15 protein-coding genes and 1 tRNA gene are annotated in these 16,876 nt (G+C 60.5%); 12 read left to right on the top strand and 4 right to left on the bottom strand.

What is annotated here, in order from left to right; translation table 11 throughout:
* Positions 1–22 precede the first annotated feature (22 nt).
* Positions 23–99: transfer RNA gene (locus CFR79_RS14165), tRNA-Met, on the top strand.
* 170 nt (positions 100–269) lie between these two features.
* On the opposite strand, the gene CFR79_RS14160 is transcribed toward CFR79_RS14165, so the two are convergent.
* Positions 270–971: a TetR/AcrR family transcriptional regulator gene (locus tag CFR79_RS14160; protein ID WP_254057954.1), complete on the bottom strand. Its 702-nt coding sequence runs from the start codon at positions 969–971 to the stop codon at positions 270–272.
* Positions 972–1,161: 190 nt separating this feature from the next.
* On the opposite strand from CFR79_RS14160, the gene CFR79_RS14155 reads away from it, so the two are divergent.
* The 4 genes from CFR79_RS14155 (at position 1,162) to CFR79_RS14140 (ending at position 8,002) form a co-directional block, all read left to right on the top strand.
* Positions 1,162–2,304: an efflux RND transporter periplasmic adaptor subunit gene (locus CFR79_RS14155; protein ID WP_102324772.1), complete on the top strand. Its 1,143-nt coding sequence runs from the start codon at positions 1,162–1,164 to the stop codon at positions 2,302–2,304.
* 6 nt (positions 2,305–2,310) lie between these two features.
* Positions 2,311–5,436 carry an efflux RND transporter permease subunit gene (locus CFR79_RS14150; protein WP_110548320.1) on the top strand — a complete coding sequence of 1,042 codons (3,126 nt, stop codon included), beginning with the start codon at positions 2,311–2,313 and terminating at the stop codon, positions 5,434–5,436.
* Between the two features lie 4 nt (positions 5,437–5,440).
* Positions 5,441–6,937, top strand: coding sequence for an efflux transporter outer membrane subunit (locus CFR79_RS14145; protein WP_102324770.1), 1,497 nt, complete (start codon positions 5,441–5,443; stop codon positions 6,935–6,937).
* Positions 6,938–7,336: 399 nt separating this feature from the next.
* Positions 7,337–8,002: an HAD family hydrolase gene (locus tag CFR79_RS14140; RefSeq protein ID WP_102324865.1), complete on the top strand. Its 666-nt coding sequence runs from the start codon at positions 7,337–7,339 to the stop codon at positions 8,000–8,002.
* A 21-nt stretch (positions 8,003–8,023) separates the two neighbouring features.
* Here the strand turns inward: CFR79_RS14140 and arfB are convergent, their stop codons facing one another.
* Positions 8,024–8,431: an alternative ribosome rescue aminoacyl-tRNA hydrolase ArfB gene (arfB, locus tag CFR79_RS14135; RefSeq protein WP_110548319.1), complete on the bottom strand. Its 408-nt coding sequence runs from the start codon at positions 8,429–8,431 to the stop codon at positions 8,024–8,026.
* A gap of 133 nt (positions 8,432–8,564) precedes the next feature.
* On the opposite strand from arfB, the gene CFR79_RS14130 reads away from it, so the two are divergent.
* The 3 genes from CFR79_RS14130 to CFR79_RS14125 are packed head-to-tail and all read left to right on the top strand — an operon-like array spanning position 8,565 to position 9,327.
* Positions 8,565–8,849 carry a hypothetical protein gene (locus tag CFR79_RS14130; protein WP_102324768.1) on the top strand — a complete coding sequence of 95 codons (285 nt, stop codon included), beginning with the start codon at positions 8,565–8,567 and terminating at the stop codon, positions 8,847–8,849.
* A 21-nt stretch (positions 8,850–8,870) separates the two neighbouring features.
* Positions 8,871–9,026 carry a hypothetical protein gene (locus tag CFR79_RS15970; RefSeq protein ID WP_162900393.1) on the top strand — a complete coding sequence of 52 codons (156 nt, stop codon included), beginning with the start codon at positions 8,871–8,873 and terminating at the stop codon, positions 9,024–9,026.
* Positions 9,027–9,054: 28 nt separating this feature from the next.
* On the top strand, positions 9,055–9,327 hold the full coding sequence (locus CFR79_RS14125) for a hypothetical protein (RefSeq protein ID WP_110548318.1): 273 nt from the start codon (positions 9,055–9,057) through the stop codon (positions 9,325–9,327).
* Here CFR79_RS14125 and CFR79_RS14120 read toward each other — a convergent pair.
* Positions 9,304–10,254: a glycosyltransferase family protein gene (locus CFR79_RS14120; RefSeq protein ID WP_110548317.1), complete on the bottom strand. Its 951-nt coding sequence runs from the start codon at positions 10,252–10,254 to the stop codon at positions 9,304–9,306. The two genes, CFR79_RS14125 and CFR79_RS14120, sit on opposite strands and share 24 nt — an antisense overlap.
* 197 nt (positions 10,255–10,451) lie before the next feature.
* On the opposite strand from CFR79_RS14120, the gene CFR79_RS14115 reads away from it, so the two are divergent.
* Positions 10,452–11,804, top strand: a complete 1,353-nt coding sequence (locus CFR79_RS14115) for a site-specific DNA-methyltransferase (protein WP_110548316.1) — start codon at positions 10,452–10,454, stop codon at positions 11,802–11,804.
* A gap of 9 nt (positions 11,805–11,813) precedes the next feature.
* On the opposite strand, the gene CFR79_RS14110 is transcribed toward CFR79_RS14115, so the two are convergent.
* Positions 11,814–13,085 carry a histidine-type phosphatase gene (locus CFR79_RS14110; RefSeq protein WP_110548315.1) on the bottom strand — a complete coding sequence of 424 codons (1,272 nt, stop codon included), beginning with the start codon at positions 13,083–13,085 and terminating at the stop codon, positions 11,814–11,816.
* Positions 13,086–13,268: 183 nt separating this feature from the next.
* Here CFR79_RS14110 and CFR79_RS14105 point away from each other — a divergent pair, with 183 nt between their 5' ends.
* The 3 genes from CFR79_RS14105 to pstS all read left to right on the top strand — a co-directional run bounded on the left by CFR79_RS14105 (position 13,269) and on the right by pstS (position 16,712).
* Positions 13,269–13,937, top strand: a complete 669-nt coding sequence (locus CFR79_RS14105; RefSeq protein WP_102324763.1) for a hypothetical protein — start codon at positions 13,269–13,271, stop codon at positions 13,935–13,937.
* A 63-nt stretch (positions 13,938–14,000) separates the two neighbouring features.
* On the top strand, positions 14,001–15,458 hold the full coding sequence (locus tag CFR79_RS14100; protein ID WP_110548314.1) for a mannose-1-phosphate guanylyltransferase/mannose-6-phosphate isomerase: 1,458 nt from the start codon (positions 14,001–14,003) through the stop codon (positions 15,456–15,458).
* Positions 15,459–15,701: 243 nt separating this feature from the next.
* On the top strand, positions 15,702–16,712 hold the full coding sequence (gene pstS, locus CFR79_RS14095) for a phosphate ABC transporter substrate-binding protein PstS (RefSeq protein ID WP_165927348.1): 1,011 nt from the start codon (positions 15,702–15,704) through the stop codon (positions 16,710–16,712).
* Positions 16,713–16,876: the final 164 nt, after the last annotated feature.

Raw genomic sequence — 16,876 nt, 5'->3', positions numbered from 1 at the left:
TCTTCCAGTCTCCCCAAACAACCGCGGGGTGGAGCAGCCCGGTAGCTCGTCAGGCTCATAACCTGAAGGCCGCAGGTTCAAATCCTGCCCCCGCAACCAAAATTAAACGTCTGAAAAGACAGAAGAAAAGCCACCCTCAAGGGTGGCTTTTTTGTTGTTCATAATGTGCAGCAGGAAACTCCTCTTCGGAGCCGGAGGCAGGAACGTCCTGTTGGATCACAGGGTGCCTCCGGATAACAGGCCTAATCTGATCGAAACGAATACCGGGTTCAGGCAGGGACACAGGGGCAGTTGCATCCCTGCGCGAAGCCCGCCAGAAAAATGCGTACCGCACGCTGGAAGCGTGGTCGCATGTTCTGTTCGACCCACAAGGTTTCGGATGCGCAGGCAAGGCTCTGGAGCATGAGATCGCCAATGGTCATGCCAAACAGCATATTGCTGTACATGGATATGTCGTTCACCACGTACTGCTTGTGATGGACATAGCGATCCAGCCATGTGGTCAGGATGTTGTCCTTTCCCCCCGCGCGCAGGGTGGTCAGGATGCGACGGATGTCCTCTGATTCCTGTGATTCCGTAATCAGCGCCCGGATCAGGCTTATACGGTCGGGGCGCAGGATGACGCTGCCCAGGTTCAGGAGCAGCTCCGTCAGTTCCTGTGCCGGGTCATCCATGTGGTGACACTTGTCAGGGGTGACATTGAACAGCCTGCTGCTGACCAGAGTATGAAACAGATCCTGCTTGGATTCGAACATCTGGTACAATGTCCGCTTCGACATGCCCGAAAGCTGGGCCACCCTGTCCATGGATGCGGCGTGATAGCCACATTGCTGCAGGGCCATGCAGGCAGCATCCAGAATCCGTTCCCGGCGTTCGCATTCTTCCATTTCAGGTGGTCGACCGGGGCCGCGCCGTCGGCCGTCGCAATTGTGCGGGGCGGATAACCGCGCTTCGTGCCCGTTCTTGCTCATTCGTAATATGCTCCGACCGCTTTTGGATGGATGCGCTGCTTGACCGCCTTATGGAGACGATATAGTTTTCCATTCATTGAAAACCAAATAGTTTCGTTATTTGGCTTTCTTATGGCGGCCATGTGCAGCAGTGAGCACGGCTGTGATTCAGAAACATTTTATATAACGGCATGCAAGCCGGTTGGTGACCATGATGCAATATTCCCGTGTCGTAGCCCCGGCGGCTCTGATTCTCGGCCTTGCGGCCTGTCAGCGGCACGCTGCGCCCCCCAAAATGCCCCCACAGCCGGTCAAGGTTGTAACACTCAAGACCCAGCCGGTGGAAATTCATACCCAACTGCCCGGTCGTACCGAAGCGTTCGAAATCGCGCAGGTCCGTCCGCAGGTCAGCGGTGTCATCATGAAGCGCCTGTTTGTCGAAGGCACGGATGTCGAGGCCGGGCAGCAGCTTTATCAGATCGACCCCCGCATTTATCAGGCCGCGGTGGACGCGGCGCAGGGCCAGTTGCTCCACGCGCAGGGCGGTGAGATGACGGCACGCGCCAAGCTGAACCGTTATGGCCCGCTGCTGAAGGCCCATGCCGTCAGCCAGCAGGAATATGACGACGCCCTTGCCGCCGAACGTGAGGCCCAGGGCGATGTCGAGACGGCCAAGGGCCAGCTTGAGCGCGCCAATGTCGATCTGGGCTATACCCACATGAATGCGCCCATCAGCGGCCGTATTGGCCGTTCGATCCTGACGGTCGGCGCGCTGGTCACGACGAATCAGACGAACAATGTGGCGATCGTGACCCGGCTTGACCCGATCTATGTGGACGTGAACCTGCCCGCGACCGAACTGCTGCGCTTCCGTCGGGAACTGGCGCAGGGCAGGCTGACACGGGCGGGCGACAATGCCGCCAGCATCACCATCGCGCTGGAAGATGGCACAACGTACGAACATGCCGGTCGCATGGAGTTTTCGGAAGTAAACGTGGATGAAGCCACGGCCACGGTTGTCGTGCGTGCGGTCATGCCGAACCCGGAACGGCTGCTGCTGCCGGGCATGTATGTCCACGCCCAGCTTGCCGAAGGCGTGGACCCCGCAGCCCTGCTGGTGCCGCAGGAAGCCGTGCAGCGCAATTCACACGGTGATCCGCAGGTCTGGGTGGTCGATGCCGACAACAAGGTCAGTATCCGGTCGGTGACGGCACAGCAGGCCATTGGCACGAACTGGCTTGTGACCGACGGGATCAGGAATGGCGAACGCGTTGTCGTCGAAGGTGTGCTCAAGATCCATCCCGGCGACACGGTGACACCCATCGATGTGTCCCCGCAGGCCAAGGCAGGATAATCCCCCATGTCTCTGTCGCGCTTTTTTATCGACCGGCCCGTTTTCGCATGGGTGATCGGTCTGATCATCATGCTGGTGGGTGGGGTGTCCATCCTGCGCCTGCCCATCGCGCAGTATCCCGCCATCGCGCCACCACAGATCGCCATCACCGTTACCTATCCCGGTGCGTCCGCGGATACGGTGAACGATACGGTGGTGCGCCCGATCCTGCAGCAGATGTTCGGGCTGGATCATCTGGAATACATTTCCGCGCAGTCCTACGCATCCGGACAGATGGAAATCGACCTGACCTTCGCGCAGGGGACCAACCCCGACATTGCGCAGGTGCAGGTGCAGAACAAGCTTCAGCTTGCGCAGCCCAAGCTGCCGACGGAAGTGACGGCGCAGGGCCTGAGCATCACGAAGGCCGTCAAGAACTTCATGATGGTTCTTGCCTTCATCTCGACCGATAACAGCATGAGCGGCGCGGATATCGCCGATTATGTGGCCTCGAACATTTCCGATCCGCTCAGCCGCGTGACCGGCGTGGGTGACCATACGCTGTTCGGCGCGGAATACGCGATGCGGATCTGGCTCGATCCGTCCAAGCTGTACAAATACAACCTGACCGTGGCTGACGTGCAGACCGCGATCCAGACACAGAACATTCAGGTTTCATCAGGTGAGCTTGGTGGCCTGCCCGCATCTTCCGGTGCGCGGCTTGACGCCACCATCATCGGGCCGACGCGCCTGCATGAACCCGGTGAATTCGAGAAGATCCTGCTGAAAGTCCAGCCCGACGGCTCGCAGGTGCGCATTCGTGATGTCGCCCGCGTGGAACTGGGACCGCAGACCTACAATACCGATTCCTTCTACAACAACATGCCCGCTTCGGGCATGGCGCTGAAACTGGCCCCCGGTGCGAACCAGCTTCAGACGGAAAATGCGGTGCGCGCCCAGATCCATGAACTGGAACAGTTCTTCCCGCCGGGGCTGAAAACCGTCTATCCGCTGGATACGGCGCCCTTCATCGTTCTGTCGATCAAGGAAGTCATCATCACGCTGATCGAGGCGATCGCCCTTGTGTTCCTTGTGATGCTGGTCTTCCTGCAGAACTTCCGCGCCACCCTTATTCCGACCATCGCCGTGCCGGTGGTGCTGCTGGGCACGTTCGGCATTCTTGCCGCCCTTGGTTTCTCCATCAATACGCTGACCATGCTGGCCATGGTGCTGGCGGTTGGCCTGCTGGTGGATGACGCCATCGTGGTGGTGGAAAATGTCGAGCGTGTGATGACGGAAAAGAAGCTGTCCCCACGCGACGCCGCCCGTCAGTCAATGGATGAAATCTCGGGCGCGCTGGTCGGCATCGTGCTGGTGCTGACGGCGGTGTTCCTGCCCATGGCGGCCTTTGGTGGTTCGACAGGGGTGATCTACCGGCAGTTTTCCATCACCATCGTCGCGGCCATGTGGCTGTCGGTTCTGGTGGCCATGGTCATGACGCCCGCCCTGTGCGCCACCATGCTCAAGCCCGGCACCCATGAAAAGACCACGGGGGCCGCAGGCTGGTTCAACCGCCATTTCACGCGCCTGACCAATGGTTACCAGAAGGGTGTGACCCGCGTGCTGGGGCATGCCGGGCTGTCCATGCTGGTGTTCGTGCTGATTACCGCAGGTGTGGGCTGGCTGTTCATGCGCCTGCCCGGTGGCTTCCTGCCCGATGAGGATCAGGGCCTGATCTTCGGTCAGGTGACCATGCCTGCTGGCACGCCCATGGAACAGACGGCGGCCGTCAACCGCAAGGTGACCGACTACATCCTCAAGACCGAGGGCAAGAATGTTGAATCCGTTTACGCCATGAACGGGTTCAACTTCGCGGGGCAGGGGCAGAGTGCCGGCGCCTTCTTCATCCGCCTGAAGGACTGGGATGACCGGCCCGCCGCATCCCAGACATCGGCGGCGATCGCCATGCGCATCATGATGCATTTCTGGATGGACCCGGTGGCGCAGATATTCGCCATCAACCCGCCCGCCGTGCTGGAACTGGGCAACGCCACCGGTTTCGACCTTGAACTGGAAGATCGCGGGCATCTGGGTCATGCCAAAATGCTTGAAGCGCGTAACATGGTGCTGGGCATGGCCGCAAAGGACCATCGCCTGACCGCCGTGCGTCCCAACGGCATGGAGGACGCGCCCCAGTTCCATCTGAATATCGACCGTGAAAAAGCCAACGCGCTGGGTATTACCATCGCGGACATCAACACCACGATCGAGGGGGCGCTGGGTTCCATCTACGTCAACCAGTTCCTGCGCGATGACCGTGTGAAGCAGGTCTATATTCAGGGCACGCCTGATTCACGCATGATCCCCGATGACCTGAACAAATGGTATATCCGCAACATCACCGGCGGGATGGTGCCGTTCAACGCTTTCATATCCGGCGAGTGGATCGTCGGGCCGCAGAAGGTGGAGGATTATAACGGCCTCAACGCCTTTGAAATCCTCGGCCAGCCCGCGGCGGGTTACAGTTCGGGCGATTCCATTGCAGCCATCAAGGAAATCCTTGCCAAGCTGCCGCCGGGTGTCGGCTATGAATGGACGGGCCTGTCCTATGAACAGATGGCGTCGGGCGCTTCCACCGGTCCGCTTTACGCGCTGGCCCTTGTCGTGATCCTGTTCTGTCTGGCCGCGCTGTATGAAAGCTGGGCCATTCCCTTTGCCGTGCTGCTTGTCATCCCGCTGGGCGTGCTGGGCGCGATCGTGGCGACCCTGCTGCGTGGTATGGCCAATGACGTCTATTTCCAGGTCGGGCTGCTGACCACGGTAGGGCTGGCAGTGAAGAACGCGATCCTGATCGTGGAATTCGCCAAGGCGTTTTTCGAGAACGGCGCGACGCTGGAAGAATCCGTGCTGGAAGCCGGGCGGGAGCGGCTGCGTCCGATCCTGATGACGTCCATCGCCTTCGTGGTGGGTGTGTTCCCGCTGGCCATCGCCAGTGGCGCAGGCTCCGCCGCGCGTGTTGCGATCGGCACGGCGGTGGTGGGCGGCATGGTTACGGCCACGCTGCTGGCCGTATATTTCGTGCCGCTGTTTTTTGTGGTCGTGCTGCGTGTGTGCCGGGTGCGGCGCATGTCCGAACGCACGGTGGAGGAGTAAGCAGATGACCGTATTCCCCACCCTTAAGCGCGCGGGGGCGGCAGGCATCGCGGCTGTCCTGCTGGCCGGATGCACCATGATCCCGCAGTACAAGCGCCCGGCGCCACCCATGGCCAAGGCGTGGCCTGCCTATGCCAATACCGGTCAGCCCGTGCTGGAAAACCAGTTGGCGGCGGATCTTGGCTGGGCGGATTTCTTTACCGACCCGCGGCTTAAGGCGCTGATCGCCATCGCCATTCGTGAAAACCGGGACCTGCGGCAGGCGGCGGCTGACATCCGGCGCGCGCAGGGGCAGTTCGATATCCAGCATGCCGGACTGTTTCCGGCCATCGGCGGCGGTGGCGAGGCCATATTCCAGGGGCCGTCCGGTGCGGCCGGTCTGAGCTTCGCGCCGGGTCTGGACACCGGCAATCCGCCAACATTCAAATATTACCAGATGGGCATCGGCGTCTCGTCCTACGAAATCGATCTGTTCGGGCGTATCCGCAGCATGTCGCGTGAAGCGGCGGAACATGCGCTCATGCAGCGTGAAAACGCGCGGGCCATGCTGATCAGCATCATCTCGCAGGTGGCGACGGCCTATATCTCATGGCTGGGGGATCAGGCATCGCTGCGCCTGTCCAATGATACCCTGGCTTCCCAGCAGGAAACGCTGGATATGGTCAAGGCCCGCTTCGCCCATGGCGAAACGGATGAGATGACCGTGCGGCAGACGGAAACGCAGGTGGCGCAGAGCGGGGCGTTCCGCGATGAGTCGCTCAGGCGCGTGGCGCAGGACGAAAACCTGCTGACGCTGCTGATCGGTCAACCGATCCCCGATAACCTGCCTCCCGCCCAGCCGCTGGGGCAGCAGACCATCATGAAGGACCTGCCCCCCGGACTGCCTGCGGACGTGCTGGAACATCGGCCCGACATCCGGGCGGCCGAGCATGACCTGCTGGCCGCCAATGCCGATATCGGTGCCGCCAAGGCTGCGTTCTATCCGCGCATCACGCTGACTGCGTCGGACGGGATCAGCAGCCTTCAGCCGCACAAACTGTTCACATCGGCCGCGACGACATGGGGTGTATCGCCACAGTTGCAGGTTCCCCTGCTGAACTGGGGACAGAACAGCGGTAACCTCAAGGCGTCACGCGCGATGCGCGCTTCCAAGGCGGCGGCGTATGAAAAGACGGTGCAGTCCGCTTTCCGCGAGGTGGCGGATGCGCTGGCGGCGCGCGATACCTATCGTGACGAAACCGGTCGGATGGACACATACGTGACCACGACATCGGATGCGTACAGGCTGGCCATGCTGCGGTACAGGGCGGGGACGGATTCCTACCTGACCTCGCTGGTGTCGCAGCGCTCGATGCTGCAGGCGCAGCAATGGCAGATCTCCATCGCGGTTTCACGCTACCAGAACCTTGTAACCCTCTATCGGGCGCTGGGCGGCGGGTGGACCGAACATACCCCCACGCCCGTTGCGGCAAGAGGGCAGACGCCCACCCGCAAGGGGTAGGAAACCGCATCCGGGTCCGATCGGTCCGGCATGGCGTACATTACGGCCCGACCATGTTATATACATGGCGGGCCGTAATAGTATTTAAGTAAATTCAGAACAATTAACAAAACATAAACATAAAATTACTTTGGATTTGTTTATGTAAACGATAAATAAACATCTAAATGAAATAAATAATAAATATCTTCTGATATTTAATATATTACGAAAAAATGTAAATTTTATCCTTCCAATCCAGAAAATCGTACCATATCTATAATGCATGGCTTCTGTCGCAATATGATTTGTTTTCCGGCGTACAAGAAGTGCATGAAAGGTAGGGTCTGAACTTTGAATTTACATAGCAAATCCGATAATCAACTGCCTGCGGCCGTGCGCCCCGATGGGGAATTGCGCATGGTTATTTTCGATTGTGACGGGGTTCTGGTCGACGGGGAATATCTGTCCACCTGCATCATGGCCCGGGAAGCCCGGAAATATGGCTGGAACATTACGGACGAGCAGGCCAATAAAATGTTTACCGGTGGCGAACTGGCCAAGATTCGCGACCGTATCGCACAGGAAAGCGGTGCGACGCTGCCCGATGACTGGGACATGCATGTGCAGAACCTCATCGTGTCCATGATGAAGACCGACGCCCAGACCGTTGATGGCGCGGAAGATATGCTCAAGGCGACACTGTCGCTCGGCCTGCCGGTGCGTATCGGTTCCAATTCGTCCATGGCGGAGATGGAGGCCAAGTTCAGCAGCACGGGTCTTGACCAGATGCTCGATGAAGAGCGCATTCATTCCGGGCGCGACCTGAACATGCCCAAGCCCCGGCCCGACCTGTATCTGTATGCGGCCGAACAGGACAATATCCCGGCGGGCAACTGCATCGTGCTGGAAGATTCCAATGCCGGTGTCGAAGCCGCCCGTCTGGCCGGTATGGCCTGCGTGCTGCTGCGTGATCTGGACAAGCCCGCGCCGGAATGGCCGGGGCTGTACCGTATCGGTCACCTGTCGGAATTCGTGCCCCTGCTGCGGCGCATCATGTCCCGGCAGAAGCGCGAAGCGGCCTGATACGCCGGGACGCGGCAGGTATCAGTCAGCGTGGGGCGTGCTGCGCCCCTGCTTGATGCGGCTGCGATGCTGTTTGCTGTCCAGCCGCTTGCGCCGCTGGCTGCGCGACGGGCGCGTGGGCACGCGGTACGCCTGTACCTGACTGGCCTGTCCGATCATTTCGTGCAGTCGCGCCACCGCGTCTTCCCGGTTGCGGATCTGGCTGCGAAAGCGTCGGGCGGTCAGCACGATCACGCCATCCCCTGTCATCCGGCTGCCCGCCACCTGTATCAGGCGCTGCTTGATACGTGCGGACAGGGAAGGGGAGTTGCGGGCATCGAAACGGAGCTGGGCCGCAGTTGCGACCTTGTTGACGTTCTGCCCGCCGGGACCGGATGCCAGGATGTAGGTCACATGTAATTCATCATCGGGGATGGTGAGGGTCGACATGGCGGTTTACGGTCCTGATTGACGAATGGGGCGGCGTGCAGTGTTGGGCCGTCCTGCATGGGCCGCATTGCTGTGCAGGCTGTTTGCTATCACCATGCCTGTCCCATGATGACAAGAGCGGAGTAGCACAGCCATGAACGATCAGGCAGTCCCGGACCAGTTGCGCAAGGCCCTGGCGCAGGCAGCGGGTGATGCAGCACAGGCCAAGGTGATGCCCGTGGTCAAGATGATTGCGGCACAGCAGATCGTGGTCATGGACCTTATGCAGATGCTGGTGGATGCCAAGGTGCTGCACGCCGATGAAATCGCGGCCCGCATGCGTCATCATATCGACCATACCGATACGAAGGACATGGCGGCGCGAACCCTGTTTGAACAGGTGCGTTCACGCTTTGCATCTGCCACCCAGACGTCATGATGTTGAGGAAAGGGTTTTCCAATGGCTGATCATCCACCCGCCCTGCGCGCGGAAATCGTGGCGCTGAAGGCAGAACTGGCCCGCGTGCGCGATGAACTGGCCGCAGCACGCAGGACCATACAGGACCTGAACCTGAAACTGCGGCGTGAGCAGACACGCAGCCCCACCGCGCGATAGTTCCGACCGCTGAGAAGGTATTTCCATTATGACTGATGAACGCGATGCCGCCGGACGGCTGGTTGTCTACCCTACGGTCAGTTGCGGCGCGGAAGCGGCGCAGGATACCGTTGTGGTGCTGGACCTGTTCATGGCCACGGCGCCCGAACATATGCCAAAGGGGGACAGGCGGGTTGTGACCGTCCTGCCGCCGGAACTGGCGCTTAACCTTGCCGACCAGCTTCGCGCCGCTGCCGAACGGGTGCAGGCCGCGCATGGAGCGGAAAGGGCAAAGACTTCAGGCAGCGCCCCGGCTGGCTGACAGCCTGCGCAGGCCGCTATAGCGCAGGTTGAGGGATACTTCCCCACCCGTCACGGTCGGGACGGGCATGGTGTTTTCCAGTGCGGTGCGCATGGCGGTCTGGGATGCCATATGCACTATGCCCACCGGTGCGTGCGGAAAGAACAGGTTGGCCAACTGGCCCGTTGTACTGTCCAGAAGCCACGGGCCGATATAGTTATGGCTGTTGTCCAGAAACGTGACGGGCTGCCCGTCAATATACACTGCCAGCGCAATACAGAGTTGGTCCTGCGTGAAGGCCATCCCGCGTCGGGGCAGGATCAGGGCCTGCCAGCGGCGTAACACCGGCCAGATCGTGGCGTCCCGGCGCAGGCAGAATACACCGGCATTGAGCAGCGGCTTGGCCCCGATACGCTTGCGTATGCCAAAGGGCAGTCGCGCACGGCTGGCATTTTTATACAGGAAGGAGCGGATCTGCATCCAGCCGGGGCAGATCCAGCGTACACCCAGAAGATTGGCGATCTTGGCCCCGATTTCGGGCACGATCGCCAGCGTACCGCCCTGTGCGGCAGCAAACATCCGTTCGATGGCCTGTCCGTCCTGCACCCATGCATCGGCATCGATCCACAGGATCAGATCGAAATCGGGCAGCGTCCGGTCCAGCCATAATTTGCTGATATTGATCGCAAGGCTGGGCCTGCGTTTTACGGCCTGCGCCGGGGCGTAATCGGGGATGTGGGGCGTGATGACCCGTATGCCCCGCGCCTCCAGCCACGCAAGCTGTTCACGGTCCATGCCGCAATCGATCACGCCCATCGGGGTATCGGTGTGGTCGCGCACGGATGCGATCAGTTCCGTAACCAGTTCAAAATAGGCGTGGTCACATCCCGTCACGATAATCCGGCGGGCGATGTCTGGGCTGTCGGGCGGTGTCATGGCCGCCATCATAGGCGTAAGGCCGCAAAGCGGAAATCGTCCATTATCAGGCTTTGGTATGGTGCTGTGTCGCGCCCGGTTTTATGCGTTTTCCGCTAATAAATTATCACCCGTAATCGATATGCTATTATGGTTTTGCGTAGAAGCCTCCCCTTCCGTCACAGGGTGCGCGATAGTAGCCGGCACAATGCAGCAGGGATGGAGGGCACGTGGCCACGCTGGAATGGGAGGGCAAGCACGCGGTCGCGGCCTATGTGGAGCGGATGGTCCCCGGCACCCTGATGCACGATCCCGCCCTGTCATGCGGGAAGGGACGCGACCGGATCATTCAGGGCGATAATCTGGCGATCGCGCATACGTTGATGCCCGATCATGCCGGGCGGGTGGATATGGTTCTGATCGACCCGCCCTATAATACCGGGCGGCGGGACTGGCTGTATGATGACAGCGCCAGTGCGCCCCCGGCCCTGCGCTGGCTGGATGCAGCACTTGGTCCGGCTGCGCGCACCCTGTCGCGTCAGGACAGGTGGCTGTGCCTGATCTATCCGCGCCTGATCGCGCTCAAGGGCCTGCTGGCGGAAAATGGCGTGATCGCCTGCTGCATCGATGACCGCGAATATCCGCGTCTGCGCCTGCTGATGGAGGACGTATTCGGCCCGGAAAACTTCCTCGCCACTTTTGTCTGGATCAATGCGGGCAATATCGACAATCACAGCCGTATCAAAACCAACCACGAATATGTAGTGGTGTTCGCGCGTGACGCACGGCGTTTCGTGCCGGGGCGGGTGCTGGCTCCGCAGGTGGGCGCGCGCAGCAAGCTGCGGCGGCCGGTCATACGCAATACCATTATCAAGAACGGCCCCCGCAATCCGGTATCCGAACTTGTGCTGCCTGCGGGCTTTCCTGCCGCTTTTGATGATGGCGATATCTCTCCACCCCGGCATGCAGGGTTCTGGCCGCGTTTTGATGTCCCCATGGTGGTGCGCAACAGCCGTCTGGTCGCACCTGTCGTCCTGCGCAGTGGATGGAGTTCACGCAGGCAGTGCATGGCGTTCATTGCCGGTGGCTTTCGTGACATTACGGACCGGCGGGGCCTGAAAACCCGTTTCTACCTGACCCCCAGCGGTGCGGTTTTCATGGAAAAGGACCGCAATGAGGCATCAAGCCATATCCTGACCGTGCTGGAAGGGATGGGAACCGTGCAGCAGGCGGCGGCCGATCTGGCGCGGCAGGGCGTGCGTTTTGATTACCCCAAGCCCGTACCGCTGGTGCGTTATCTGCTTGGTGCTTTATGTCCCAATCCGCATGCGCTGGTGCTTGACGCCTTTGGCGGGTCAGGCACGACCGGGCAGGCGGTCATGGAACTGAACGCCGCTGATGGCGGGACACGGCGCTTCATCCTGATGGAAAGGGATGAACGGATCGCCACCACCGTTACCCGGCCCCGTCTTGCCCATGCACTGGCGGAACAGGGCCTGCAGGATGCAGGTTTCCGCTTCTGCCGACTCGTGCCATCCGCCAGCCCCGCCTCTTCGGTCATTGCCGCGGCAGGAACGCCGTAACAGCGCGTTTTACCGGATACGGGCGGCATCCAGTCGGGCATTGAAAATCCGGCTGAAATCATCCAGTGAACAGCGTCCGTCCTGTCCGGCATGGCACGCAGTCAAGGGCAGGGTATCGGGTTGGGCGGTAATGGCCTGTCCCTTACGCAATGCTTCCAGCCCCTGATGAAAAATGACGGCCCGCACGCGCCGCGTCCCATCGGGCATGCGCCATGTTTCGAATCCCAGCGTGGTATCCGGGCCGGTCGGGTCCGGCAGGTCGGGGAAAGACCAGTCCAGTCCGAAAATGGCCGCCAGCATGTCCAGTGTGGTGTCATGCCCGGCGAATACGATCATCCGTGTAGCGGCGGCAACCGGACTGCCATCGGGCAGGATCGCGGCGTGAGTGGAGACTAGGCTGGTTATCATGCGTGCAAGCCCGTGCCCGCGTGCAAACGCGAAAACCGGCATCCGGCGTAACAGGCGGCTGGCATGGTTATGGGCAGGCATGACGGCATCAATGATCCGGGGTGGCGTATCGTGCCCCCATACAATGGCGGACACAGGCAGGCCCTGCGCGTATTCCAGCAGCATGTCCTCCGCCATCTCGGCTGCGTCCTGCAGACCCCCTGTCAGGCGGGGGGCGTTCTTCTGCCACGTCGCACCGTCCGGGGTGGTGAAGCAGGGGCCGCCCGCTTCGCATCCGTCGGGGTTTATCACGGCCTGAAGCACGTCTGACGCCCGGGCCACATCGGCGGGACGCGTGGCACGGTCATGTGCAATAGCCATGCGGAGGTCCGTCATGATTGCGGCCTGAAGGGAGGGGGAAACCGGATCTGGCAGGCTGTTGAATAGCGGGTCATGTGTGCCTGCGGGCAGGCTGGCACCTGGTACGGGACAGTCGGGTGCCATCGCATGGCCCATGATGGCGCCGCTTTCCATCGTGCGGTGCGCCGCGCTGTCAGCCCATACGTTTATCATCAGGGGCGTGCATCCCTGCCGGGGCAGCAGCCCTTCGTGCCGGTAATGCTGGCCCAGTGCCGTGGCCATCAGTTTCAGGTCGTCCCTGCCATGTGCGCTTATCTCACCTGGAGGGACCGGCCATGCGGGCCAGATCCGATGGGTCCGGGCATCAAGGTCCGTAATCGACCGGGTCGGACTGCGGATGCCATGGCGCGCGATCAGAACCACCCGTTCAAGTGTGGGGCGTATGTCGTCCGCCGCCATCGCGGCACATGGCAGGGCGCATGGCGCGCAGGCCAGAATCAGCAGGGCGGATAGCAGGAAAGCAGGCTTGGGCATGCAGCCTTATCCCACACAAAAGGGCACCGGATGGGCATGAAATGATCCACGCATGACACGATAAGCGATGTTCTGCTAACGTGTCGTAGCTGAAAAAAACGGCGCGTCCCCTGTGGGGCGGGAAACGCTTCGCCGCGTGATGCATTCCTGTTGGCGCGCGGCGCGGGCAGGGGGAAGCGGTTTATGGAACTGGTATGGACAGATCGGCCCACGGGAATTGTGGCGTTCATCCGGCGGCACTGGTGGGCATGTACGGCAGTGCCGGTCCTGCTGGGGCTGGTTGGTGGTGCTGCGGCCTACCTGAACTGGACCAGCCAGAGCGACGTGAACTTCGCCCGTCATAACATCCTGATAAAACATTCGCAGGAAGAAGCGGCCTATGCCCGCCAGCTTGCCGATGATGACCAGACGATCATAAGGGACCGCCGCGTTTTTCTTGACGTGACCCGTCAGGATTTCGACCGGATCGCCCCACCGGCCCAGAAGGCGTGGCTGCTGCAGGAATATCGCAAGTTCGATATCAGCCGCGTCAAGGTTTACGACGGGCATGAAACACGTCCCTTCGTGCCCGCGCCGTGTAACGTTGAATTATGTTTTGTACCAATCTTTCTCGAAGAACTGCACGACGACCCCATTCACAATACCAAATATGTGCAGGTCGGCGCGCTGGAAGACATGTCCCGCACGCTGATTATGGACGCTGAACAGTTCTGGCGACTGCGCAAACTGGTCATTCATGTCGATGCCATCCTGTTTGCGGACCGTCACCAGCAGATTGCGGATTTTGAACAGATGATGCAGCTTCGCGCCTCGCTTGATGTTCTGCGCAGGACCATGCAGAAAGTACAGTGATCGCCGCGGCGCAATATGGGTTGTGCAAATAGTTCCCAGGTCTATCCTTTTTCAGGAGTAATAATGCCCTCCTCCACTACGCAACTAGCGGAACAGCCTCTGCCCGAGCCGGTGGTTCCGGTTATCCTGTCGGGCGGAAGTGGCAGCCGGCTCTGGCCCGTGTCGCGCAGTTCCTATCCCAAGCAGTTCTGGCCGCTGGTCTCGCAGCATACCATGGTGCAGGAAACGGCGCTGCGCAGCCATGGCCCCGGTTTTGCCGCGCCGATCGTGGTCTGCAATAACGAACACCGCTTCATCATGGCCGAGCAGTTGCGTGAAGCTGGCGTAACCGGCGCGCGTATCCTGCTCGAACCCATGGGACGCAATTCCGCCCCCGCCATCGTCGCCGCCGCCCTTCTGGCGGCCGAGACCGATCCCGACGCGGTCCTGTGGGTCATGGCGGCGGATGCGGCGATGATGAAGCCGGAAAATATCCGCCCCGCCCTTGATCTGGCCGTGCGCGTGGCGCGTGCCGGGCGCATCGTGACCTTCGGGATGATGCCGACCAAGGCGGAAACGGGGTACGGCTATATTGAAAAGGGCGACAGCCTGCCCGGATATGACGGCGCGTTCGCCGTTGCACAGTTTACCGAAAAACCGGATGCGGCCCGTGCGGCCGCCATGTTTGAATCCGGCCGGTTCCTGTGGAATTCCGGCATGTTCGTCTTCACCGCCCGCACACTGCTGCAGGAAATGGAGAAATTCGAACCTGCCATTGTCGCTGCCGTGGGGCAGGCCATGGCCGGGCGCAGGACGGATATCGATTTCGACTGGCTGGATGCGGAGGCATTTGCCGCATCGCCCGAGATCTCGATCGATTACGCGGTGGCGGAACGTACGGATCTCATGACCGTCATCCCTGCCGATTTCGGCTGGTTCGATGTCGGTAGCTGGGATGCGCTGTGGGAGTTCAATCCCAAGGACAGGAACGGCAATGTCGTCAGCGGTGATGTGGTGATGAACAACACCACCAACAGCTACGTCCGGACCGATGGTATCCTTACCGCCGTTGCCGGGGTCAAGGACCTGCTGGTGGTCGTGAATGAAGATGCGGTTCTGGTTACGCATCGTGACCACGCGCAGGATGTGAAAAATATCGTAGCCGAACTCAAGCGGACCCACCGCAAGGAAGCAACAGCCCACAGGCGCTGCTACCGGCCATGGGGGTTCTATGAATCGCTGATTGAAGGCAGCCGGTTCCAGGTCAAGCGGATCGTGGTGGAACCGGGACAGAAACTGTCGCTGCAGAAGCATTTCCATCGCGCTGAACACTGGGTGGTGGTTGAAGGCACGGCGCAGGTCGTCCGTAACGAGGAAACGATCCTCGTGCGGGAAAATGAAAGCGTGTACCTGCCGCTGGGCGCCGTGCACCGGCTGGAAAATCCCGGTCGCATCCCCCTGACCCTGATCGAGGTCCAGTCCGGCCCGTATCTGGGGGAAGATGACATCGTGCGACTGGAAGACGTGTACAGCCGCTCCTGATCCCTTCCGGGCACAGGTGGAAAGGGGGTACGATGTGGCGACAGGCCGTGCGTGCCCCCTTTTTTATGGCCATGGGATGCGCGGCACCGGACAACTGTTGCCATGACGGAGGGGTTCATATTTCCTTCATAAAACTGTCATGGACATATCATTTTTATTTATACATCCCCTTATTTATTAATTCGCGTGTCTGCTGGATAGCCAGACATGTCTGTCTTCTTCATGTCGGAGAACATGAGTATTATGTACTTTCCTGCTCGAATTCTAACATGTGCCCTGCTGGCAACCGCCCTGCCGGTCATGGCGCATGCTGCGGATATTACAGGTGCCGGTTCCAGCTTTGCTGCACCCATCTACGGAGCCTGGGGGGCAGACAGTCGCAGTGCTGCTGGCGTTAACCTGAATTACCAGACAGTCGGGTCCAGCGCGGGCCAGAACCAGATCCTTGCCGGGACAGTTGATTTTGGCGCGTCCGACGTGCCGATGGAAACGCAGAAGCTGGAAAACGCCCATCTGTTCCAGTTCCCCACCGTCATGGGCGGCATCGTGCCGGTCATCAACCTGCCCGGCATCAATGCCAACCAGATCCAGCTTGATGGCCCGACGCTGGCCGCCATCTACCGTGGCGAGATCGAGCAGTGGAACGACCCCAAGATCGTGGCGCTGAACCCCGGCGTGAAACTTCCCGATACGGCCATCGCCACGGTGCATCGCGCCGACGGTTCGGGCACGACGGCAGTGTTCACCGGCTATCTTGCCCATGTGTCGCCTGAATGGCGCGAAGGTCAGGGCACGGGCGCTTCCATCGCATGGCCCGGCGGCATCGGCGCGCGTGGCAATGACGGCGTGGCCGCTTCCGTGCGCAATACCGAAGGCGCGATCGGCTACGTTGAATATGCCTTCGCCGCCAACGCGCACATGACCACCGTGAAGCTGAAGAACCACAGCGGCGCTTACGTGGCCCCCGGCATGGACAGCTTCAGCCGCGCTGCCGAAGCTGCGGACTGGAAGGATGCGTCCCACTTCGCCGTTGACCTGCTGGACACCAATGGCGCGGGTGCGTGGCCGATCGTGTCCCCCACCTATGTGCTGGTGCCCGTGCCCACGGCCAAGGCTGAACATGGCGCGGCGGTGCGCAAGTTCTTCGGCTACGCGCTGCAGAATGGTGATGCGGCAGCGCTGCGTCTGGATTATGTGCCGGTCCCGGCAAATGTTAAGACTGACATCCTGCGTCAGTGGGACAGCGCCAAATAATAATCTGGCAAAACCGGAAGTAATAAGGAAATCCGCCCGTATTCCGGGCGGATTTTTTTATGCAATCGGCGTGTCATAAATCCTTCATAAAACTGTATTGGAAACATAACACACAGAATTGTGCGCCCATTCTAAATGAACCCATCCTTCATTACGGAATGGTT

The organism is Komagataeibacter saccharivorans, from assembly GCF_003207825.1.
In the GTDB taxonomy this organism is placed as follows: Bacteria; Pseudomonadota; Alphaproteobacteria; order Acetobacterales; family Acetobacteraceae; genus Komagataeibacter; species Komagataeibacter saccharivorans.
Note: the sequence above shows the minus strand (reverse complement) of the source record. Positions and strands in the feature narration are given on the sequence as shown.